Source organism: Nocardia sp. JCM 34519.1 (assembly GCF_020361265.1).
Classification (GTDB): domain Bacteria; phylum Actinomycetota; class Actinomycetes; order Mycobacteriales; family Mycobacteriaceae; genus Nocardia; species Nocardia arthritidis_A.
Genome location: NZ_JAIRBR010000017.1, coordinates 165,683 through 182,984, shown reverse-complemented (window position 1 = coordinate 182,984; position 17,302 = coordinate 165,683). Strand labels below are relative to the sequence as shown.

The 17,302-nt window shown below is 61.8% G+C and carries 16 protein-coding genes; 12 read left to right on the top strand and 4 right to left on the bottom strand.

What is annotated here, in order from left to right; translation table 11 throughout:
- The 3 genes from LGY53_RS32470 to LGY53_RS44495 all read left to right on the top strand — a co-directional run.
- Window positions 1–297: helix-turn-helix domain-containing protein (locus LGY53_RS32470; RefSeq protein WP_225730513.1), on the top strand; the 297-nt coding region annotated here is incomplete at its 5' end.
- Between the two features lie 847 nt (window positions 298–1,144).
- Window positions 1,145–3,460, top strand: coding sequence for a type I restriction-modification system subunit M/S (locus tag LGY53_RS32465; RefSeq protein ID WP_225730512.1), 2,316 nt, complete (start codon window positions 1,145–1,147; stop codon window positions 3,458–3,460).
- Window positions 3,461–3,597: 137 nt separating this feature from the next.
- Window positions 3,598–3,921 carry a restriction endonuclease gene (locus LGY53_RS44495; protein WP_374111259.1) on the top strand — a complete coding sequence of 108 codons (324 nt, stop codon included), beginning with the start codon at window positions 3,598–3,600 and terminating at the stop codon, window positions 3,919–3,921.
- A 155-nt stretch (window positions 3,922–4,076) separates the two neighbouring features.
- Here LGY53_RS44495 and LGY53_RS32460 read toward each other — a convergent pair whose 3' ends face one another.
- A complete protein-coding gene (locus LGY53_RS32460) occupies window positions 4,077–5,276 on the bottom strand; it encodes a GAF domain-containing protein (RefSeq protein WP_225730511.1) in 1,200 nt (399 codons plus the stop codon).
- Window positions 5,277–5,633: 357 nt separating this feature from the next.
- On the opposite strand from LGY53_RS32460, the gene LGY53_RS32455 reads away from it, so the two are divergent.
- The gene (locus LGY53_RS32455; RefSeq protein WP_225730510.1) at window positions 5,634–6,674 is read left to right on the top strand and encodes a DUF3068 domain-containing protein; all 1,041 of its coding nucleotides are present in this window, start codon (window positions 5,634–5,636) and stop codon (window positions 6,672–6,674) included.
- Here LGY53_RS32455 and LGY53_RS32450 read toward each other — a convergent pair.
- The gene (locus tag LGY53_RS32450) at window positions 6,666–7,733 is read right to left on the bottom strand and encodes a GAF domain-containing protein (RefSeq protein WP_225730509.1); all 1,068 of its coding nucleotides are present in this window, start codon (window positions 7,731–7,733) and stop codon (window positions 6,666–6,668) included. The two genes, LGY53_RS32455 and LGY53_RS32450, sit on opposite strands and share 9 nt — an antisense overlap.
- 509 nt (window positions 7,734–8,242) lie before the next feature.
- Between LGY53_RS32450 and LGY53_RS32445 the strand changes: the two genes are divergently transcribed.
- Genes LGY53_RS32445 through LGY53_RS32430 form a run of 4 tightly spaced genes read left to right on the top strand, consistent with a single transcriptional unit; the run spans window position 8,243 to window position 10,585 of the window.
- On the top strand, window positions 8,243–8,575 hold the full coding sequence (locus LGY53_RS32445; protein WP_225730508.1) for a WXG100 family type VII secretion target: 333 nt from the start codon (window positions 8,243–8,245) through the stop codon (window positions 8,573–8,575).
- Entirely contained in the window at window positions 8,572–8,883 is a 312-nt protein-coding gene (locus tag LGY53_RS32440) for a WXG100 family type VII secretion target (RefSeq protein ID WP_225730507.1), read from the top strand. Before LGY53_RS32445 ends, LGY53_RS32440 begins: the two co-directional genes overlap by 4 nt.
- Window positions 8,880–10,355: an ADP-ribosyltransferase gene (locus LGY53_RS32435; protein ID WP_225730506.1), complete on the top strand. Its 1,476-nt coding sequence runs from the start codon at window positions 8,880–8,882 to the stop codon at window positions 10,353–10,355. The genes LGY53_RS32440 and LGY53_RS32435 overlap by 4 nt, the downstream gene beginning before the upstream one ends.
- Before the next feature lie 17 nt (window positions 10,356–10,372).
- Window positions 10,373–10,585: a hypothetical protein gene (locus LGY53_RS32430; RefSeq protein WP_225730505.1), complete on the top strand. Its 213-nt coding sequence runs from the start codon at window positions 10,373–10,375 to the stop codon at window positions 10,583–10,585.
- 202 nt (window positions 10,586–10,787) lie between these two features.
- Here the strand turns inward: LGY53_RS32430 and LGY53_RS32425 are convergent, their stop codons facing one another.
- Window positions 10,788–11,576: an NRDE family protein gene (locus LGY53_RS32425; RefSeq protein ID WP_225730504.1), complete on the bottom strand. Its 789-nt coding sequence runs from the start codon at window positions 11,574–11,576 to the stop codon at window positions 10,788–10,790.
- Between the two features lie 574 nt (window positions 11,577–12,150).
- Between LGY53_RS32425 and LGY53_RS32420 the strand changes: the two genes are divergently transcribed.
- The 4 genes from LGY53_RS32420 (at window position 12,151) to LGY53_RS32405 (ending at window position 16,096) form a co-directional block, all read left to right on the top strand.
- Window positions 12,151–12,318, top strand: coding sequence for a hypothetical protein (locus LGY53_RS32420; RefSeq protein WP_225730503.1), 168 nt, complete (start codon window positions 12,151–12,153; stop codon window positions 12,316–12,318).
- Between the two features lie 121 nt (window positions 12,319–12,439).
- Window positions 12,440–13,621: a hypothetical protein gene (locus tag LGY53_RS32415; RefSeq protein ID WP_225730502.1), complete on the top strand. Its 1,182-nt coding sequence runs from the start codon at window positions 12,440–12,442 to the stop codon at window positions 13,619–13,621.
- Window positions 13,612–14,952 carry an MFS transporter gene (locus tag LGY53_RS32410; RefSeq protein ID WP_225730501.1) on the top strand — a complete coding sequence of 447 codons (1,341 nt, stop codon included), beginning with the start codon at window positions 13,612–13,614 and terminating at the stop codon, window positions 14,950–14,952. Before LGY53_RS32415 ends, LGY53_RS32410 begins: the two co-directional genes overlap by 10 nt.
- Entirely contained in the window at window positions 14,927–16,096 is a 1,170-nt protein-coding gene (locus LGY53_RS32405) for a cytochrome P450 (RefSeq protein WP_225730500.1), read from the top strand. Before LGY53_RS32410 ends, LGY53_RS32405 begins: the two co-directional genes overlap by 26 nt.
- A gap of 151 nt (window positions 16,097–16,247) precedes the next feature.
- Here the strand turns inward: LGY53_RS32405 and LGY53_RS32400 are convergent, their stop codons facing one another.
- Window positions 16,248–17,144 carry a MerR family transcriptional regulator gene (locus tag LGY53_RS32400; protein ID WP_255665202.1) on the bottom strand — a complete coding sequence of 299 codons (897 nt, stop codon included), beginning with the start codon at window positions 17,142–17,144 and terminating at the stop codon, window positions 16,248–16,250.
- Window positions 17,145–17,302 lie beyond the last annotated feature (158 nt).

Here is a 17,302-nt window from a genome sequence, read left to right as displayed (position 1 = left end):
GATCAACGAACCGCCCAAGGAGAACATCATCACAGAATTCATAGCCTGAACGGTCTCATCCGGTTTGACAGCTACCGTGCCGCCGATCAGCCAACAAGGAAGAGTTGGTCGCAGATCGCCTCCGTGATCTGTGAGCGTGACCCCGCCCGACGACGCGACCCGGCCGAGGTCGCCACGATCCTCGCGCGTCATTACGAGGATGGCTGGACACCGACCCAGATATCTCGGGAAATCAATCGAAGTCGTTCGACCGTCAGCAGGATCATCAGCCACGCCGCGCATTTCGCGGCAGCTTGATGCCTCACCCAGTCGGGCTGGACGCGGTGTAGGAGATGAGATGCCGCCTGCTGTGGACTATGCCCACATAACGCCCCATTTCGCCGTGGGATATCTCCATCGTGTCCCGCAGCGGCGGCATCTCAGCGAGGTCGTTTTCGGGCTGTTCGAGTGCGCCTCGCCATCGCAATGGCAGTAGGACGAATCCGGTACGACTTCGCAGCCGCCTCGGTCGCGTCCCCATGCTGCTGGGATTCGTTGCTCACGCTGTCGATCCTGCTCTTGCTGCCGTAGTTACGGAACGGTATCAACGATCCCGAACACCGAAGGTTCCGCCTTGCGGTCGTAGGACCGCCAGAGTGCCAGTCGTGGAACCACTGATAGCCGGTGATCCCCGGCAAGGGAAACGTGTTTCAGATCTGCCGCGTCGACAGATCGGATACCTTCTGAATCCAGAATCTTGCGTAGTGCCACTACGCGGCTAGTCGCTAAAACCTGCCTAGCTGAGAGAGGGTCGAGTTCTTGTAGAAAGTATGCTGGTTGAGCGCATAATACGGACATTCTTCTCGGGTGGAAGCTTGACACCGGGCCTGACTAACTGACATGTGACATCTAGCATCAAAGATCTTGTGGTGCGAGTCTGATCCCATCAGCACGACGCCACATCGACGCTTCGAGGGACCATGCCCAGCTCCAAACGACCCATTCCGAACCAGCCCGAACGTCCGTCGACCGCACTCGGGCTCGTCGGTACCGTCATCGACGCCGTTATCGACGGTCGACTGGATTGGGCTAGGACGGCCCGTCTGTTGATCATCGTGGTAGCAGTGATCACGGTCGCTGCATGTGCGCCATTTGTGGTGCAGCTGTGGTTGACGCGGTGAACCCCGCGGTGGCCGAGCAGCTCGGCATGCGAATGACGGCGGACGAGCTGGCCAAGGCGATCGGTGTCGACACCGCATCGATCAGTAATTGGCGTCGGCGGCACCGCGGATTCCCGGTTGGCCAACCTGGCGATGTACGCACCTATTTGGTGGGCGAGTTGCTCACATGGCTCGACACACGCGAGGTCCCGAAGCGTCAACACCGGGCTTCGGATGGACCAAGGGGCACCTATGGTGCCCGGTTGAGGCGTTACCTGTCGGCAATGGCGTCCGAAGTCGTGTTGCGCGATGTCGATCACATGTCACCGGCGGCGATGAGTGAATTGAACGCGTTGTGGGACAGGTATTTTCGTCCAAACCGTGTAACGAGGTCGGATCTACTGGACGCCGCACTTCTGTTGACCTTCACATGGATTACGGCACCCGATGAGTGGGAGGTGATCGAGTCGGCAAAGGGGCGCCTCGACACAATCGCCATCAAAATCGATCAGGTGTTGCGCCGATTCGGATTCGACACCACTGCGGATGCGGTACTCAAGCCGTTGAGCTCGAGCAACAGTGATTCGGTGAAGCGGCTGGTCCGCCACTGCGGTTGCCTCGGTGTCGAGGGATTCGAAGCGATCTTGACCACCTTCGCCGAAGACTTCGGAAGGACGCCTGAGACCTATCGGACACCTCCCGAGGTTTCGGCGCTCATGGGTGCCTGTGCGGTGTCGGCGGTAGCGCCGTTGAGATCAGTGGCCGATCTGTGTTCCAGGCATGGAGAACTCGTGCTTGCGGTGCCGACCGCCCATGGCCAGAAGCCACCTGTGTTGTATGCGGCTGGCAACGACCCGGTTGCGGTGTGGCGAACCCGCATGCATCTGATCGTTCGTGGACGAATCGGAACAGCAGAGGTGGCGCAAGGCGGTGCGCCATGGCGCCGTCACGGGACCGAGGTTTACGACGCTGTCGTGGTCAACCCCCCATTCAATGGGGCGTTGGGAGCCGTCGCAAAGCAGGTCCGCTGGAAGTACGGGAGCCCGCCATCGCACAACAGCAACCTGGCCTGGGTGCAGGCGGCGCTAGCCGCGACCTCTACGCACGGACGAGCCGTGGTGCTGATGCCGATCTCCGAAGCTGGCAGCCGAATCCAAGACAAGGCCGAAGACCCCCGTAGGGAACTGGTCGACAGCGGCGCACTGCGGGCGGTCGTTCGATTGTCGGGCGATCTGTTCCCGGCGACTTCCGTCGACACCACCGTATGGGTACTAGGGCATCCGAGTACCGATCGCGGAGACCGTGCGATCGTCTTCGTCGACGCTACCCAGTGCAAACACAAGGAAAGCCAACGGATTCGGCCGCGTCTGGTTGGGGTGTCGGCGATTGCCGACGTGATTCGGACACCTGGCAATCTCGCACCGGGCGAGATTCGAGAGTTGACCGTCAAGCACGGAAGCAGCAGAGCAGTCGCCCAGGCAGTAGCAGTGCCAGCAAGTGAGGTTGCGGCACGAGGGTATCTGCTCACACCGCATACCTACCTTGGGCCGGTCCTTGAGAGGGGTGAGGCGCATCTGCAGCGGATCCAGCGTGATGCCGATGCTGTGGCGGATGCTCGGATGCGGGCCATCGGATTGACGCTCAGATCCACGACGGTGGTGCGTCGCGAACTTGACTCCACGGGCCTGCCCCCAGGGTGGACCGCCGTGCGCCTAGGCGATCTCTGCGACATCAAAGTTGGGCCGTCCAGCCTCAAGAAATCCGACATTACCGCCGCCGCCGACGGCGTGGTCCCGGTGCTCCGGCCACGGAATCTCCACCCACGTCGGATCGATGCCGAGGGCATGGACCGGACGACACGCGTGGTAGCGGAACGGTTCGCCACCTGGAAGGTCGACGTAGACGATCTCCTACTCGTTCGAGTTGGCCAAGTGCAGAATGCGGCCATCGTCGGTCCGGAGCATCACGGGTGGTTGATCGACTCCAACCTCACCCGGTTACGAGCGAAGCCAGACACCATCGCGCCGCAGTTTCTGCCGCGGTTTCTACTGGAATTTCTCCTCCGTGGTACAAGCGTCGACCAGATTCGAGCTACCGCGACGGTCAACGTGGCTCCGTCGATGAGTGGCAGCAAGCTCGCCGACTTCGTCATCACGCTGCCGCCGCTCGCGGAACAAATCGCGATATTGGACATCCTGGCCGAACATGAGCGCCGGGTAACCGCACTGCGGGAGGCGGTCCTGGCAGAGGAGAGACTGCGGGGATCGCTGGCCGAAGGGCTGACGACAGGCTCGGTTGAGTTGGCGGATCGAGTGCTGTGATCCGGGATGCGGTGTGCGCCAACGCAGGCCGTGAACCGTGTCGCCTTCGCCTTGATGGTGCTGACCAAAGAGTGGTCAGAGTTGCCAAATGAAATGGGCCAGATTCGCGGAGGTCTTTATGGTTCTCCTGCGGGCGAGTGCGAGGTTACGTCCGTGGGCGTAGGGTGCCTGGCCTTGTTCCATTCGGCTGCTGGACTCAACCCGACCCCGCGGCGACGGCCAGCTTTCCTAGCAGGATCCAGACCATCGAAGCCGTCCGAGCGCTGGCCGGGGTGATGGAGGACCTGAACGCCAGCCGTGGAGTCCTGGTCACTACTTCCTGGTTCGGCAAGACCAGCATCGACTTCTGCGTTCCGGCACCAACGCATCCAGCTCATCGACGGCGCAGAATTAAAGTACTTGATCAAGAAACACCTCGGGAAGGATGTCATACCCGGCACGACAAAATCCACCGGCCGTAAGAAATTGTCAGCGGGACCGTGATTGCCCGTTACGGGACCCACGTCCGCCCCGCCGCAGACGTTCCAGCGGCCGAACAACCTTCGACGTTACGTACGCGTTGGACCAGCGCGGCCGTTGACCCGTCCGAGATAGCCGCCCCAACGCATGACCGGTCTCATCGAGTTTGACAGACCTCGCCACGCTCGGCTGCGCGCCGTGCGAGCACTTGGCACATCTGACAGTTGCTGACCATCGGCACCGGCTTCGGCACGATCGGTGTGATGTCGATGAGTGCCTGTGGTTGCTCGCCGTTGTCGATGCGGCTACAGCGGACACGCACCAGAATCCAGTCGTCGCGAGGATTGAACCGGACCCGCACGCGTACCTCCGCGGTCTGGCGGACCCCGGTGGCGAGTTCGAAGCTGATGGTGTTGACGAGCGTCTGATCGGCGGCGTCGAATTCCGGGTTGTGGTGACGCCAGCCTGCGAGCGGGCTTCCGTCCTCGGTGAGCCATTCGTGCACGAATCCGGTCTTCAGGTCGACCAGAGCGAGTGCATGGCCGGGCGGTACTGGCATGTGCCGCACAGCAATTGAGCATGGATCCGGACTGGCGGTGGGCTGGGTGCCGGTGATGTCGCAAATGACCGCGCGGACAATGCGGTTGGCACCTCCGCCGGAAGCGCGGGCCGCAATGTAGAACTGGTTACGGGTTCCGTTCCTGAAATGCCTTGTGGCAGTGCCGGTCCAACGATCGGTCGGCGCCTCCAAGTTGAACATGGTCAGAAACTTGCCGCGGGCATTCCAATGAGTGAACCTGGACAGCATCTCCGGTACGGTGCAGCCCGCGAGGAGATCATCGGGCGTTTGGAGCAGGAACTGCGCCGCCGGAGAAAACGAGGCAACACCAGCGGCGTCCCATTCGATAGCGCCGACGATCGGCACTGGCGGCACCGGGTCGTCGCAGCCGCCGGCCCACACTGCGACGGCGTGCACGTGGTTGGAAGGACCCGGTACTGGTACCGCGATCATCCGCATTACCCGGCGATCGGGCAGGGTGAAGCGCTTGTCTTGGGCTTCGCCGGAACCGGCACAATGCCGAACTACCGGGATCAGCAGCCGGGACGCCACACCATTGCGTCCGATGCTGGAGTGGTTGAGGCTGGAAAACGAACGCGGCTCCGGTCCGTCGAGGACCAGCGATTGTTGCTCCGGCCCGGTAAGTGTTTGGACAACCACCCAGTTCCAGCACGGGCCTGAATGGACTTTGTCGCAATGAATCGGGTGTCCAGATGGCAGGCTCGACGGTGTACGGAGGGTCGAGAGACCGGGCAGGGTGGAAGGCTGCCGGACAGGGCGGTGGTTGTGAATGCTCATGCTGCACCTCTTGGTTCGAGTCCACGGGTCGATCCGCGCGCAGCATGGCGGCAGAACGCAGTGCGCTACGGAGCGATTGCGCGGGACACGCATCAGAGGGCGCGTGTCGAACCTCGGCGAGGTACGCAACAGAAGCGGTGGCCGGGCAAACACCAGTTCGGGGTGCTCGCAACGCTCCAGCTTCCGGAGCGCTGACAACTGCTCGCGCCAATTATCACCCCTGAACAGTCTTGATGTCTAACAGCTACTAGTAAATCGTCGATTTCGTCCGAGATTCGCTAGTTCTTGGTAGTAGCAGGTAGCCGGTTCGGCGGGTTTCCCACGTGATTTGCTGCAAGACCGCTACTGTCAGCGGCCATGACGGGGCGGAGCCAAACCACCGACAGCGCGATCCCGCTTGGCCGCCGCGTGTTCGCGTGTGCACTCATAGGCGTGGGGACACTGGCGGTGACGGCTGCGGTGATGGTGCCCGCATACGTAGCACCGCGCCTGAAGAAGATTCCGTTGGACATCTCGGCGAACACGCTCTCCGAAGCCCCGAACAGCAAGCTCGTCGACGTAGTGGCCACCGCGGACGGGCATGCGCGTACCGAAACCGGTGTGCCGCTGAGGTTTCGGGTATACATCACCGTCCAAGAACCTTCGGACGCCGACCGGGTGACCGTGCAGGCGGCCACGTCGATGACACGCGCCGATCGCCCTGATCAACCACCGATCAGCGCGACAGTAGACCGGGTAACTCTGGACCGGGTGACTGCGATGCCGCTGGCAGATCCGCCGAGCGAGATCGCGGTGGTGACTACCCGTCCACCGGATCCCACCCCAAACCGGGCCGGGCTCCAATACAAGTTCCCGTTCGATGTCTGCCGCTGCACCTACCCATATTTCGACACCACTTCGCGCACAACGAATCCCATCGACTACATCGACGACTCCCGCCGTATCGGTGGGATGCGCGCCTACCACTTCCACCAGAAACTCGCCCCGATCGACCTGCGGCCCGGCCAGCCCGAGGCGCGATTGAGCCTTGCCGCGTCCGCCTGGGGTCTGCCGGATGTCGCGCCGGACACCCAGGTGACCTTCGACCTGTACTTCGAGAACGAGAGGGATGTATGGGTAGAACCGTTGTCGGGCAGCATCCTGGCGGTGGAAGAGCACCTGCACCGGTTCCTTGCACGCAGCCCGGATGATCCCTACGCGCTGACCACACTGGATGCCCACACACGGTTCGATTCGGAAACCCTCGATCAGACCGTCGCCCTGGCCCGCGATGCGCGCACGAAACTGCTATGGGCCCGGTTCTGCCCGTGGGGTCTCGGTGGGGCGGGCCTCGTCTTGATCGCTATCGGTCTTGGGCTCGAAATCCGCACATGGCGTCGAATGCGGTTGTCAGCGTGATGTTTCCGGCTCCTCGATGGTGATCGAGCCAGGGATCACGATGCCGACCGCGATGGTTTTCGACAGCACCGGGTCTAAAAGCATGCCGATGAAATCGCCTTCGATCCAGCCGCCGCCAGCCGCGCGGGTACGTGCCCGGCCGCTCACCGGGCCGCCGGTTTGCCGGATTTCGTAGATCCAGCCCGCGACCTTCGGCAGGTCTTCCGGATGGATGCCGGGCGTCTGGCCAGTGCTCACGCCGTGGCCGACGCCGGCCGGGTGAGGCGTCAGCCATTTCATGATGTACGGGGCTGCCGGGAAGGTCACATCGCCTATCACCGCGTACATGCCCGATTCCTTCAGCAGGATGTCTACAAGGGTGTGCTCGAGTAGGTCGACGCGTATTTGTCCCGGATCATCGACGCGGCTGATGTCTCGGCACACTCCGCGCAGACGTGGCCCGGAAGGCGTGCTCACGCACCGCTGGGCGTAGTACATCCGTCGCAACGCACCCCCGCCGTCGGGGCGAATGAGCACTGATCCGTGGGCCTCGTTGCCTGGCGCCGCCGTCTTCACCTTCTGGTCGAGGTCCAGCAAGTCGCTGATCTTCTCGATCCTGGTGAAATAGTCTGCGGGCCCGTACACCGACCTATCGCGGAACTTCTTGTCCACGCCGAGGATGTCGAGTGCGGTCTCGGTCAGCTGTAACCGCGGCGGCCGATCCTCGAGTCCCAACTCCCATTCCCAAACCCCAAGTGGCTCAGGCGGTTCGGGTTGTGCGTCGGCCTGGCCAAACCACACTTGCACAGCTTGCACTTCGCCGGACGGCCCCAACGTAGGGACCGCTATACCGAACGGGCCACCGAGCTGCTCGTCCACCTGTGCGGCAACAGCTTGGGTCACCGGTGATCGGGCTTTGGTCGCCTCCTTGATCAGCCCATCGATAGCCGTACGGGCGGCACCACGGAACATGTTGCTGATGCGGCGTAATTCCCGCACGCGATCACCGACGCCAATGACGGTCGGTTCGTCGCCGATCGTCTCGATCAACAGCCACTGCCCGGCTAGGTCTGATGTCATCTGAGATCACCGCCCTGCTCTAGTACATTCGGCTATTTCAGCTGGTAAAAGCGTATATCAACGGGACGTACCGCCCCAATCGGGCATATTATTCGGCGGACATTTCGCCTTCCCTCCTATCTGGCGCGGCGATTCGCCGCCCGGCCGAGATCATTGGCCCGGTCGGCGCGAGGCTCGTGCAGCGGGGTTTACTGGTGCCACGCCCCCTCCGGGTTGGACATCGACACGTCGGCAGTGTAGGCGTCGAACTCGCGCGTCTTGTCCGCGCGAGCGGTGCTGCTTGTCTCGAAAGGTGTTGCACGGCAACGATCTCCTATACTCTCGTGTCGATCTGGGTTGATATCGAACAGGTATCGAGTTGGCGTGAATCGGTACCAGGTGGAACCGTTGGCGGTTGATTGGCGTCAAACCCTCGAGAACAACCGGTGGACACGGGAGGTTGGATATGACTACGGCAGCACCTGCGGCCGGATTGGCAAGGGAACCCGGGACGGGCCGGAGGTGAGTGCGTGACCGCTACCGACGAGTTCGCGATCGTCCCTGAAAGTGCCCGCAGCGCGGCCGATTTCATCGTCACGACGGCGCAGTCGCTCGCCGATGCACTCCGGTCGACCGACATCGAGGTGCAGGCGCTCATGTCGAGCTGGCGCGGGACCGCGGCCGATGCGTACGCCGCGGGCTGGCGTGAGGTGCATCGCGGTGCGGATGAGATTTTCACCGCGCTGCGGGAGCGAGCCGAGGCCATCGGCGTGAGCGCGGCAGCGCTGGCCGCGGTGGATGTGCAGCGCGCCCGCGCGCAGGCTTCGGCAACCGCCACGGCATCGAGTCTGGACCTGCCGTGAGCGCCGCCGACGCATCCGGTTTCCACGTCGACCTGGATCACCTGGACCAGGTCACCGCCAAAATCGGTACCCTGCAAGGGTTCCTGGCTGACTCGCTGGCGGGTATCGATGCCCGCGTTGCTGCGCTGCATCAGGAATGGACCGGCACTGCTGCCGCTAAACATGAAGCAGCACATAAGGATTGGATGACCGGCGCGGCCGAGGTGACCGAGGGGATAGAGGTCATGCGCGCCGCAGCCGCCAACGCGCACACCCACTACACCGACGCTATGCAAACAAACCTGAAGATGTTCGGGGGTGGCCGATGACTTCGACGCTCAAGGTGGATCCGCAGGTCTACTACGACGCGGCGACCTCGCTCAACCGCGTGGCGACCACTTTCTACCAGGCATTGGAAACCCACTGGGGTGCGCTGGCGCAGTGTGATTCGTCGGCCGGATCGTACGAGGAAGCGCGCACCTGGGCTGCCAGCTACGACGAGCACAGCATCGCCGTCATCTCTCAGCTGAAGGCGCTGGCGCGGGCCGCAGGCAACTACGCCACCGTGGTGCAGATGGCCGGGTACAACTATGCGGTGGCCGAGTGGAACGCCACCACCGGAGAGAAGGGCGCGGCCCCGGCCCGGCCGGTGTTCCTGGCTCCGCCGATCCCGGCCGACCGGATCCCGCCGCCCTCGGTCGGCGGCCCCGGGCAAGGATTGGACGACACCAAAGCGAAAGTCATCGGGCTGGTGGAGAAGATCGGGATCGTCATCCCGGACGGCAACGCCACCAAACTGTCCAATCTGGCCGATACCTGGCGGCAGGTCGCCGAGAGCGCCGACCTCGCGGGGCTCCCGGCCGAACTCGACCGCATCGCGGCGCAGTTCGACGGAGTCGACGCGCCCGAGCTGGCGTTCGTGACCCAGGATGTGGTGACCCTCAAGGAGAGCACGCAAGCCGTGCTGGACGCGGCCCGCGAGATGGGGCGGGCCTGCGAGGCATTCCGCGAAGCACTCGACCAATTGCGGGACAAGCTCAAGGAAATGCTAGAAGACCTGGGCAAACAACTCGCCAAAGAGCTTGCGATCACCTACGCGATCGGCGCGGTGGCCTCTGCGGTGACCTTCGGTGTCGGCCTGGCGGTCGCCACCGCCCGCGCCCTGGAAATCACCGCCGAGGCGGCCGGACCGATCCGCACCAGCATTATTTTCTGGAAAGGTGAGAAAAAGATATCCGAGGGTGTCAAGGTTTCGAAGGATCTCAAGTCGTATCAGAAAGAGCTGAAACGGCTCGAGGAACTCGGCAAAGACGCCAAGGCAGCCGCGACGAAACCAGCGAGCCTCACCAAAACGGAGTCTGATGCGATCATCGATTACACCGGATCGGGCCACCAATTCAGCAATATCCCGCTACGGGCCGGGACTGTCACTCCGCAGCAACAGGAATATATCAACACGCTGAACCGTGCCCTTGACAAATTGCCGAACTACGAGGGGCCGGTCACTCGGATCACCAATCTGACGCCCGAGCAGATAGCCGCCTACCGGAAGATCTACGAGACGAAAGGCACGCGTATCGAGGAGGCATTCACCTCCACGTCCCCGTTCAAGGATGCGGGCGGTGTCCGGGACGGCAATGTCGAGTTCCGGATCTTCTCCCGGACCGGCAAGGACATTTCTTCTTACGGCCCGAATCCGGAAATCCTGTTCAAAACGGATACACCGTTCAAAGTCACCAAGGTGGCCACTGACTGGTCGACCGGGAGAACCGTTATTCAGATGGTCGAAAAAGTCGGATGAGAGAAAGCGAGAGGGACATGGTTCGTGAGAGGATCGGCGGCGGGATCTTCGACTACGACGACAACGAGCCTCTGGACCCGGAAATTCTGGCGAAGGCCGAGGCTGCGTTCGCCGAATTCGAGGCGCGTGAGCCTCAGATTCGCTATGCGGATCTGCCCGAGCGGTTCCATGACGATTTGGTCGGCACCGAATTCGAGGGCTGGACACCACCCGAGACACCCGAGAAATAGAGCCTGGTGCCGGTCAGTGATGCTGTGCTCGGCGAAGAACCCGGCCGCGCAGCCACCACAGTCCGCAGTGACGGTCTTCTCGTCGTCGAGGGCTTCGGTGTAGACCAGTCGGGAATGATCATCGAGCGCGGCGTGCGCAGGTAGGTGTAACTGACCCAGCCGGTCCCATTGACGCCGTAGGAGCTGGCGTCGCCGGTTCAGTTCAACTAGGCACGATCATCCCGAATTCGGTGATTTCGCCAACGCGGCGCCCGAACCGATCGAATCGTCGCTCGGTCATGTCGAATCGACCGTCACGCCGGATCCGCAGCACCGTGCTGGACCGTGTGCCGTATACGCCCATCCGCACAAACCGCGCCGACAACAGCTTCTCCAACACCAAGCCCACTCCCGTATCCGGCAATGCGCGGCGCGGCGCCATACGCCGGTCGGCGAGCACATCCAGATAGCTGCCAATCCACGTATCGGTCCCATCGTCAGCATCCAGAACCTTGGCGAATTCCGCAGTCCCACTGCTGACTTTCGGCCAGCCGGTGTCGAGCGCAGCGTTACTGAGTCCGTGTACTCCCGGCGCCAGGGCCTCGATGCGGCCACCCGAGCGGTTCGAGGTCCACCACAGTTCGTCCCGGTCGCCAATCAGTAGGTTGAAGCCGCCGAATCTCGGGCCGTCGTGTACCGCTTGTTCAGCGAACTCCGCGGGTGTGGTTCCGCCTGCGGCGAACTTCGGGACCAGCAATCCACGGGATGGAGTCGCGCTGCCGTGTATCGGGCGCCCGCGACGCACATTGGTGACGACGCCAAGCCGACCGGCAGTGTTCATCCCCATCCATGTCCCGCCACTGCGCACATCGAGCCCGCACAACAACCGGGCACCGCCCATGCTGCGCCACGCCATGGGTTCCGTCGGCATCCGGTAGAACTCATCACGATTGGCGGCCACCACCAGCGAATAGACCGGGTGCATTTGCCATCCCAGCAGTACAAGACACATCGCCCGACTCGTCCCCCACTTCGTTGTGTGACAGCCAGAATTGCAGGGTGTACGAAGCGTATCGGCACAACGCAAGATGTCGCGTGGCGGGCGGCCGAAGCTCACAGCGGGCGATGCCCTCTGCGACGGCCTCGAACTGATCGGCTCGTTCCAGTCGCCGCCGACCTCGTACCACGTGATCACCGCCATCGATCACCAGTGGCTTCAGGGCGCAGCGGCTGCCATGCATTGCGGCCACTGTGAATAGCGCCAGTTTCACCACATTAACGCCCCGGCCAGCCCTGTAGACCTCAATTATCGACTCGCCATCAAGAGGTGCTGAAAATCTTCCGAATCTTTCATTCGGAATCAAGCGACCTGGATAATTTTATACCGAATTAAACTGCCGGAACCCCTATTGACAAGCCATGAAAATGATCATGACACGTCTTTTCTTGCAGGTTGACTGGAGAAACCCCCTACTTCTGATATCCATCTGTCGAATATGAGGGTTGTCCATTGCTCGGACCTTCCATAACATCGGATGAATCTGGCCGCTTCTTAGCCAGCTATCCGAAATGAGAGGAGAGACTCGATGACCAGTGCACAAATAGAAACAGGGCGCAGCGAACTCGTCGCCTCCGCGCTGGACACGATGCTGAACCAAGAATCACCAGCCGAACCGGTGGAACTTGTTGATATCTTGTCCGGCAGCGACGAAGAAGAGGTAGCGTTTACGGCCGCATGGTCGACCAGCGCCTAATTGCTCCGCAATGGTGATGCCCGGTGACGAGAAACTGAGCCAGGCATCACCATTGTCGTTATCAGATTTCAGTGCAAATTGTTATAGCTATTTCATTACTACGCCACAGGACGGCTAGGTCATGACCGATGTTAGAACGAGTAAGCACGATTCAATCACGCAATCTTCGCCCAGTGATCAGGTCTGGCGCGGCGTCGCCTCTCTTCTGGATCAATACATCTGTCTGAAAGATACGGATAGCGTGCTGCTGCTCTACGCGCGTGATGCGCGTGAGCCTACTGCCTGGGTCGCGGCAGAACTATCGGCACGTGGGATCACGCCAGCCCTAATCGATCTCAACTCGATTTCCGCGTCCGATATGAACTCCGGGCCGTTGACGACCGGCTTCATGGATAAGCTGAGCAAGGCATCGATACGTCCCGATAGCATCAGGGACCGGCTGGTAGTGGTCGTCATCGAGTATGACACCATCACCCCATCGGAATGGATCCGCGCAGCGTTGGCACCGCTCCCCAGCGCTCAGGTCGTCGCGTTCAGAACAATAATGGCTGGCCGGGAGTTTTTCGAACAAGGTGTCACGGTATCTCCCGCCACACTGAACAACATCAACGCCGGACTTCTGAATAAGCTTCGCTCAGCCGAGCGATTCAGAATCAAATCGTCCTCGGGAACCGACCTGGAAGTCACGTTGGACCCGACTCGTTACCGCTGGGTGAGCAATCGCGGCATTCCCCGGGAAAAAGCGTTTGTGTTCCTGCCTGCGGGAGAGGTGGCAACCTATCCGGCTCATATCTCGGGTGTACTCGTGGCCGATGGGGCGTTCAATTCGACCGCCTACACCAAGCTCGATGCGCGACTCCGAGATCATCCTGTGGTCACTGAAATCGAGGATGGACGAGCCGTGAACTACAGTTGCGAGAGCGATCCCGTTCGGAAATTGATCGAACGCTGTCTTAGCCTGCCCAATGCCGACAGGGTCGGAGAGCTGGGTTTCGGGACGAATATCGGGATCGAGCACTTCATTCCGCTCAACTCACATCTCAATGAACGATACCCGGGTGTGCACATCGGTTTCGGCCAGAACAATCAAGGAAAACATGTGCTCTACGAGTGCGATGTCCACTTGGACCTTATCTTAGCGGACTGCACAATTGAGATTCCCGGAGAATCACCCCTGCTGAGCTCTGATTTCAAAGATTTGGGCGGTGAACATCCGGCTATCGAAACCGGCGTGTACGACGAGGACATCGACGGTGATTGTTGCGGTCTGTTCTCCGCATACAATCCTCGCCAGTGCCAGTGACAAAAAGTGGCCCCGTCGCCAGGGGAGCTGCGGATCGCGGTAGTTATCGGCACGCTCTGGCCTCGGGTGAATTCCGTGCGCTGCTGGTTTCCCGGCTGGTTTCGCAGAGTGGCACCAGCGTCGCGGCGGTGGCGCTGACGGTGCTGGTGTACCGGCGGACCAACTCACCGCTGCTCGCGTCCTTGGCGTTCGCGCTGAGTTTCCTGCCGTATCTCTTCAGCGGCGCGGTTCTGTCCGCGGTGGTAGACCGGGTCCGGCCGCGACGACTCGTCACCAGCTGCGACGCAGCCTCAGCCGTGCTAGCAGGCACGATGGCGCTGCCCCATGCCCCGGTGCCGATACTGTTGGCCCTGCTTTTCGGTATCGGTACCCTGTCCGCACTCGCTAGCGGTGCTGCCGCGGACCTGGTGCGCGTCACCGTCGCTGCCGATGCCTATGTTCCCGCGCGATCACTGTGGCGGCTGGCCGCGCAGTTCGCCCAGATCGGTGGTAACGCGACCGGCGGGCTCTTGATCGTCGTGCTGTCGCCCGGCACCATGATGCTTCTCAACGCCGCGTCGTTCGTCTTCTCCTCAGCAACGGTGCGGCTGATTGTTCGAGATCACGCCAATTCCGGCGTGGTGAGCCAAGGAACACTACTGCGTGATTCTCTCCATGGCGCGCGTCAGGTTTTCGCATGCCGCCCGCTGGTGGCGCTTCTGCTAATCGGATGGCTGGGGCCGATGTTGCAAACGATTCCTGAGGCCGTCGGCGCACCATATGTCGCCGATCATCACAACACATCGGGCTGGGTTGGCTGGTGGCTCGTCACCGCCCCTCTCGGAGTCATCGTCGGCGACGTTCTCGGAGTCCGTCTTCTTACCGCACACCAGCAGCGCAAACTCATCGCCCCCATGGCAGTGGCCAGTTTCGTTCCCCTGCTGGGATTCGCACTCGATCCACCTGTGCCAGCCGCGATGGCGCTACTGTTCGGCTCGAGTGTCGGCGCTGCCTACATGCTCGGGCTCGACGGCCGCATTCGCGACACCTCACCCGAACATCTCTTCGCCCGCACAATGACCCTCAGCATCGCCGGGCTTGCCACGCTCGAGGGGATCGGCTTCGCACTCGGCGGCGCCCTCGCACAAGCGCTCAACCCCGCAGCCGCCATTCTCATTGCCGGCATAAGCGGCATAGCAGTCACGGTCGTACTCCTCGGCCGAGAACTCCGGCCCCGTCGCCGGAGCGAGGCGTTGCTCATCGACAAGGAGGGCTCTGACGAGGCGGACGTCACGACCCAGACGCGCCGACGAGAGGCAACCCGCGATGAGCCTGATCTCACCCGAGAATGAACCAGCCGACTTCCCTTTCGCCCCTGGACCCGACGGCCAGCTCCCCCCGGAATATGCCCAGCGCCAAGCCACCGACCCGCTCGGTTCTGTCCGCATGCCAAGCCGCGAAACGGTCATCCTCGCAACACGGTATGACGACGTGCGCGCGATTCTCTCCGACCCACGATTCAGCAGGTACCTGCCGAACCCCGACACCGGCCAACCACTCGGACCGACAGACACGGTCGGAACAGACGACTGGTTTCTCAACCTGGACCCACCCGAGCACGCACGCCTACGCCGCATCGTCAGCAAAGCCTTCACTCCGCAACAGCTCGAGCGCTGGCGTCCTCGAATCCGCCAAATCGCCGCCGATCTGTTGAACGAACTCACCCAATCCCCAGCACGAGCCGACCTTATCGTGGGCTACGCGCTGCCACTGCCAGCGAGAACCATCCATGAACTACTCGGCATACCGCAGATCGATCGAACCCACTCTCCTGCCTGGTCTCTACCACCCGGGCCTCGCAGATTCGAAACCTACGTTGCCGAAATCATCGCCGCGCGACGACATCAGCCAGCCCAAGGACTGCTCAACAATCTGATCGAAGCACACCACGAAGGAAAGCAGCTCGACGACATAGAGCTCAACAAGATGGTCCGCATGCTCCTACGTACCGGCACCGCCACCATAAGCACCACCATCGGCCGCGGCGTGTATGCCCTGCTGCGCCACCCCGAACAATTCACCGCAATCTGTTCCGACCCAACCCTACTCAGCAATGCAGTCGAGGAAATCCTCAGACTGGAACTGCCCGGCGACGGAAGCACGATTCGCGTCGCCACCGAAAACATTGAACTCCCATCAGGTAACGTGCAAAAAGGAATGGGAGTACTTCCGATAATCTCGGCCGCCAACCGCGACGAGCGCCACTTCGAACTACCCAACAACCTCGACATCCGGCGAACCCACAATCAACACATCGCCTTCGGCTGCGGACCCCACCACTGCCTCGGCGCACACCTCGCCCGGATGGAGCTTCAAGAGGCCATCGGCTCCCTGGCAGAGCGACTCCCGACACTCCGGTTGGCTATTGATCCAGAGCAGATCACGTGGACAAGCGGCATCAGTCACGGAATTCGGCATCTACCGGTTTCCTGGTGATTGGATCGCGGCTGGCTTTCGGCGTCATCTTCGGAACTAGTTCCGCTGCCCCTCAACGTGTTTCGGATAGGCTAGCGGAGAGTAGGTGTTTCGACCCTGCGCTATTCCCGTATTTCTGAAGCGTCTGCGCCCCCTGGGACGGCATTGGATGTTAGGAACTACCGTCCACTCCGTGGTCGGCAAGGCTGCGGTGGAGTGCCTGGATGAGCCAGTAATGTGCGGCTCCGACTGTTCCCCGTGAGCCGTTGATCTCCCATGTGAGCTGTGAGTAGCGGCGCATGCGCGGGTCGATCTCTATGGAGCAGTTGTGTAGCGCGAGTCGCAGCTCGGTGGTATCGCGCTCGCCGCGTGCGGCTGCGTGGGCGGCGACGAACTGATCGAGTTCTGCTCCTGGGCGGGGGTTTTCGGCTTCGAGGACGAGAGGAATGGTGCGGGAGTAGGCGTCTGCGATTGCAGGGAGCAGCGCGGGGTTGAGGCCGACTTTGCTGTCTTTGGAGAGCCAGATCTGGTGCGACACTGTGGTTTTGAGTCCTGGGTCTTGTGTGAGGGTGGTGAGTTCGGTGTAGGCCAGCGCTTGGCTCGCTGTCGGATACTGCGGCGGCTGAGGAATATTCGTCGCGATGAACTCGTCGAACGCGGCGGGCTGCATGGCGGTGAGTACTGTTCGCCAGAAGTTGACGAGCATGTCGTGCGCGGCGCGGCCGTGCTGCACCGCTGCGAGCATTTCCAGTTTGGCGGCTATGGTGGCCGGCTTCGCGTTCTCGATTGCTGAGAGCCCGGCCCGTTGCCAGGCGAGCGTGCTCAGCTCGATGTCGACCTCGCTGCGTTGGGCCGCAGCCGCCTCGGCGATCGAGACGGAGCCGTCGAGGACCTTCTGGATCCTCGCCAGGCTCAGCCCGAAGGTTCTCAACCGGCGGATAAGCGTCACCCGCTCTGTCGCATCGGGGGTGAACAGGCGGTGTCCGCCTGGAGTTCGCCGGAATTCGAGGATTCCGTAGTCGCAGTAGAAGCGGAGGTTTCGCACGGACATCCCGGTGGTGCGTGCCAAAGTTCCTATGCTGACAAGGTTTTCGCCATATGTGAGGTCAGTCACAGATCCTTGAACCTCCAGTCGGGTGGAGGTTCTAGCGTAGTGGCCGACGTAAACCGGCGGCGGTGGAAACCGGATAGGCGGTCAGCGTCGAGTGTCCGATCATCGTCGAGAAC

Excerpts from the sequence above, each read along its gene's own strand:
- LGY53_RS32460 (WP_225730511.1), bottom strand. The coding sequence starts at position 5,276 with ATGAGCATTCACAACCACCGCCCTGTCCGGCAGCCTTCCACCCTGCCC.
- LGY53_RS32455 (WP_225730510.1), top strand. The coding sequence starts at position 5,634 with ATGACGGGGCGGAGCCAAACCACCGACAGCGCGATCCCGCTTGGCCGC.
- LGY53_RS32450 (WP_225730509.1), bottom strand. The coding sequence starts at position 7,733 with ATGACATCAGACCTAGCCGGGCAGTGGCTGTTGATCGAGACGATCGGC.
- LGY53_RS32435 (WP_225730506.1), top strand. The coding sequence starts at position 8,880 with ATGACTTCGACGCTCAAGGTGGATCCGCAGGTCTACTACGACGCGGCG.
- LGY53_RS32430 (WP_225730505.1), top strand. The coding sequence starts at position 10,373 with ATGGTTCGTGAGAGGATCGGCGGCGGGATCTTCGACTACGACGACAAC.
- LGY53_RS32425 (WP_225730504.1), bottom strand. The coding sequence starts at position 11,576 with ATGTGTCTTGTACTGCTGGGATGGCAAATGCACCCGGTCTATTCGCTG.
- LGY53_RS32420 (WP_225730503.1), top strand. The coding sequence starts at position 12,151 with ATGACCAGTGCACAAATAGAAACAGGGCGCAGCGAACTCGTCGCCTCC.
- LGY53_RS32415 (WP_225730502.1), top strand. The coding sequence starts at position 12,440 with ATGACCGATGTTAGAACGAGTAAGCACGATTCAATCACGCAATCTTCG.
- LGY53_RS32405 (WP_225730500.1), top strand. The coding sequence starts at position 14,927 with ATGAGCCTGATCTCACCCGAGAATGAACCAGCCGACTTCCCTTTCGCC.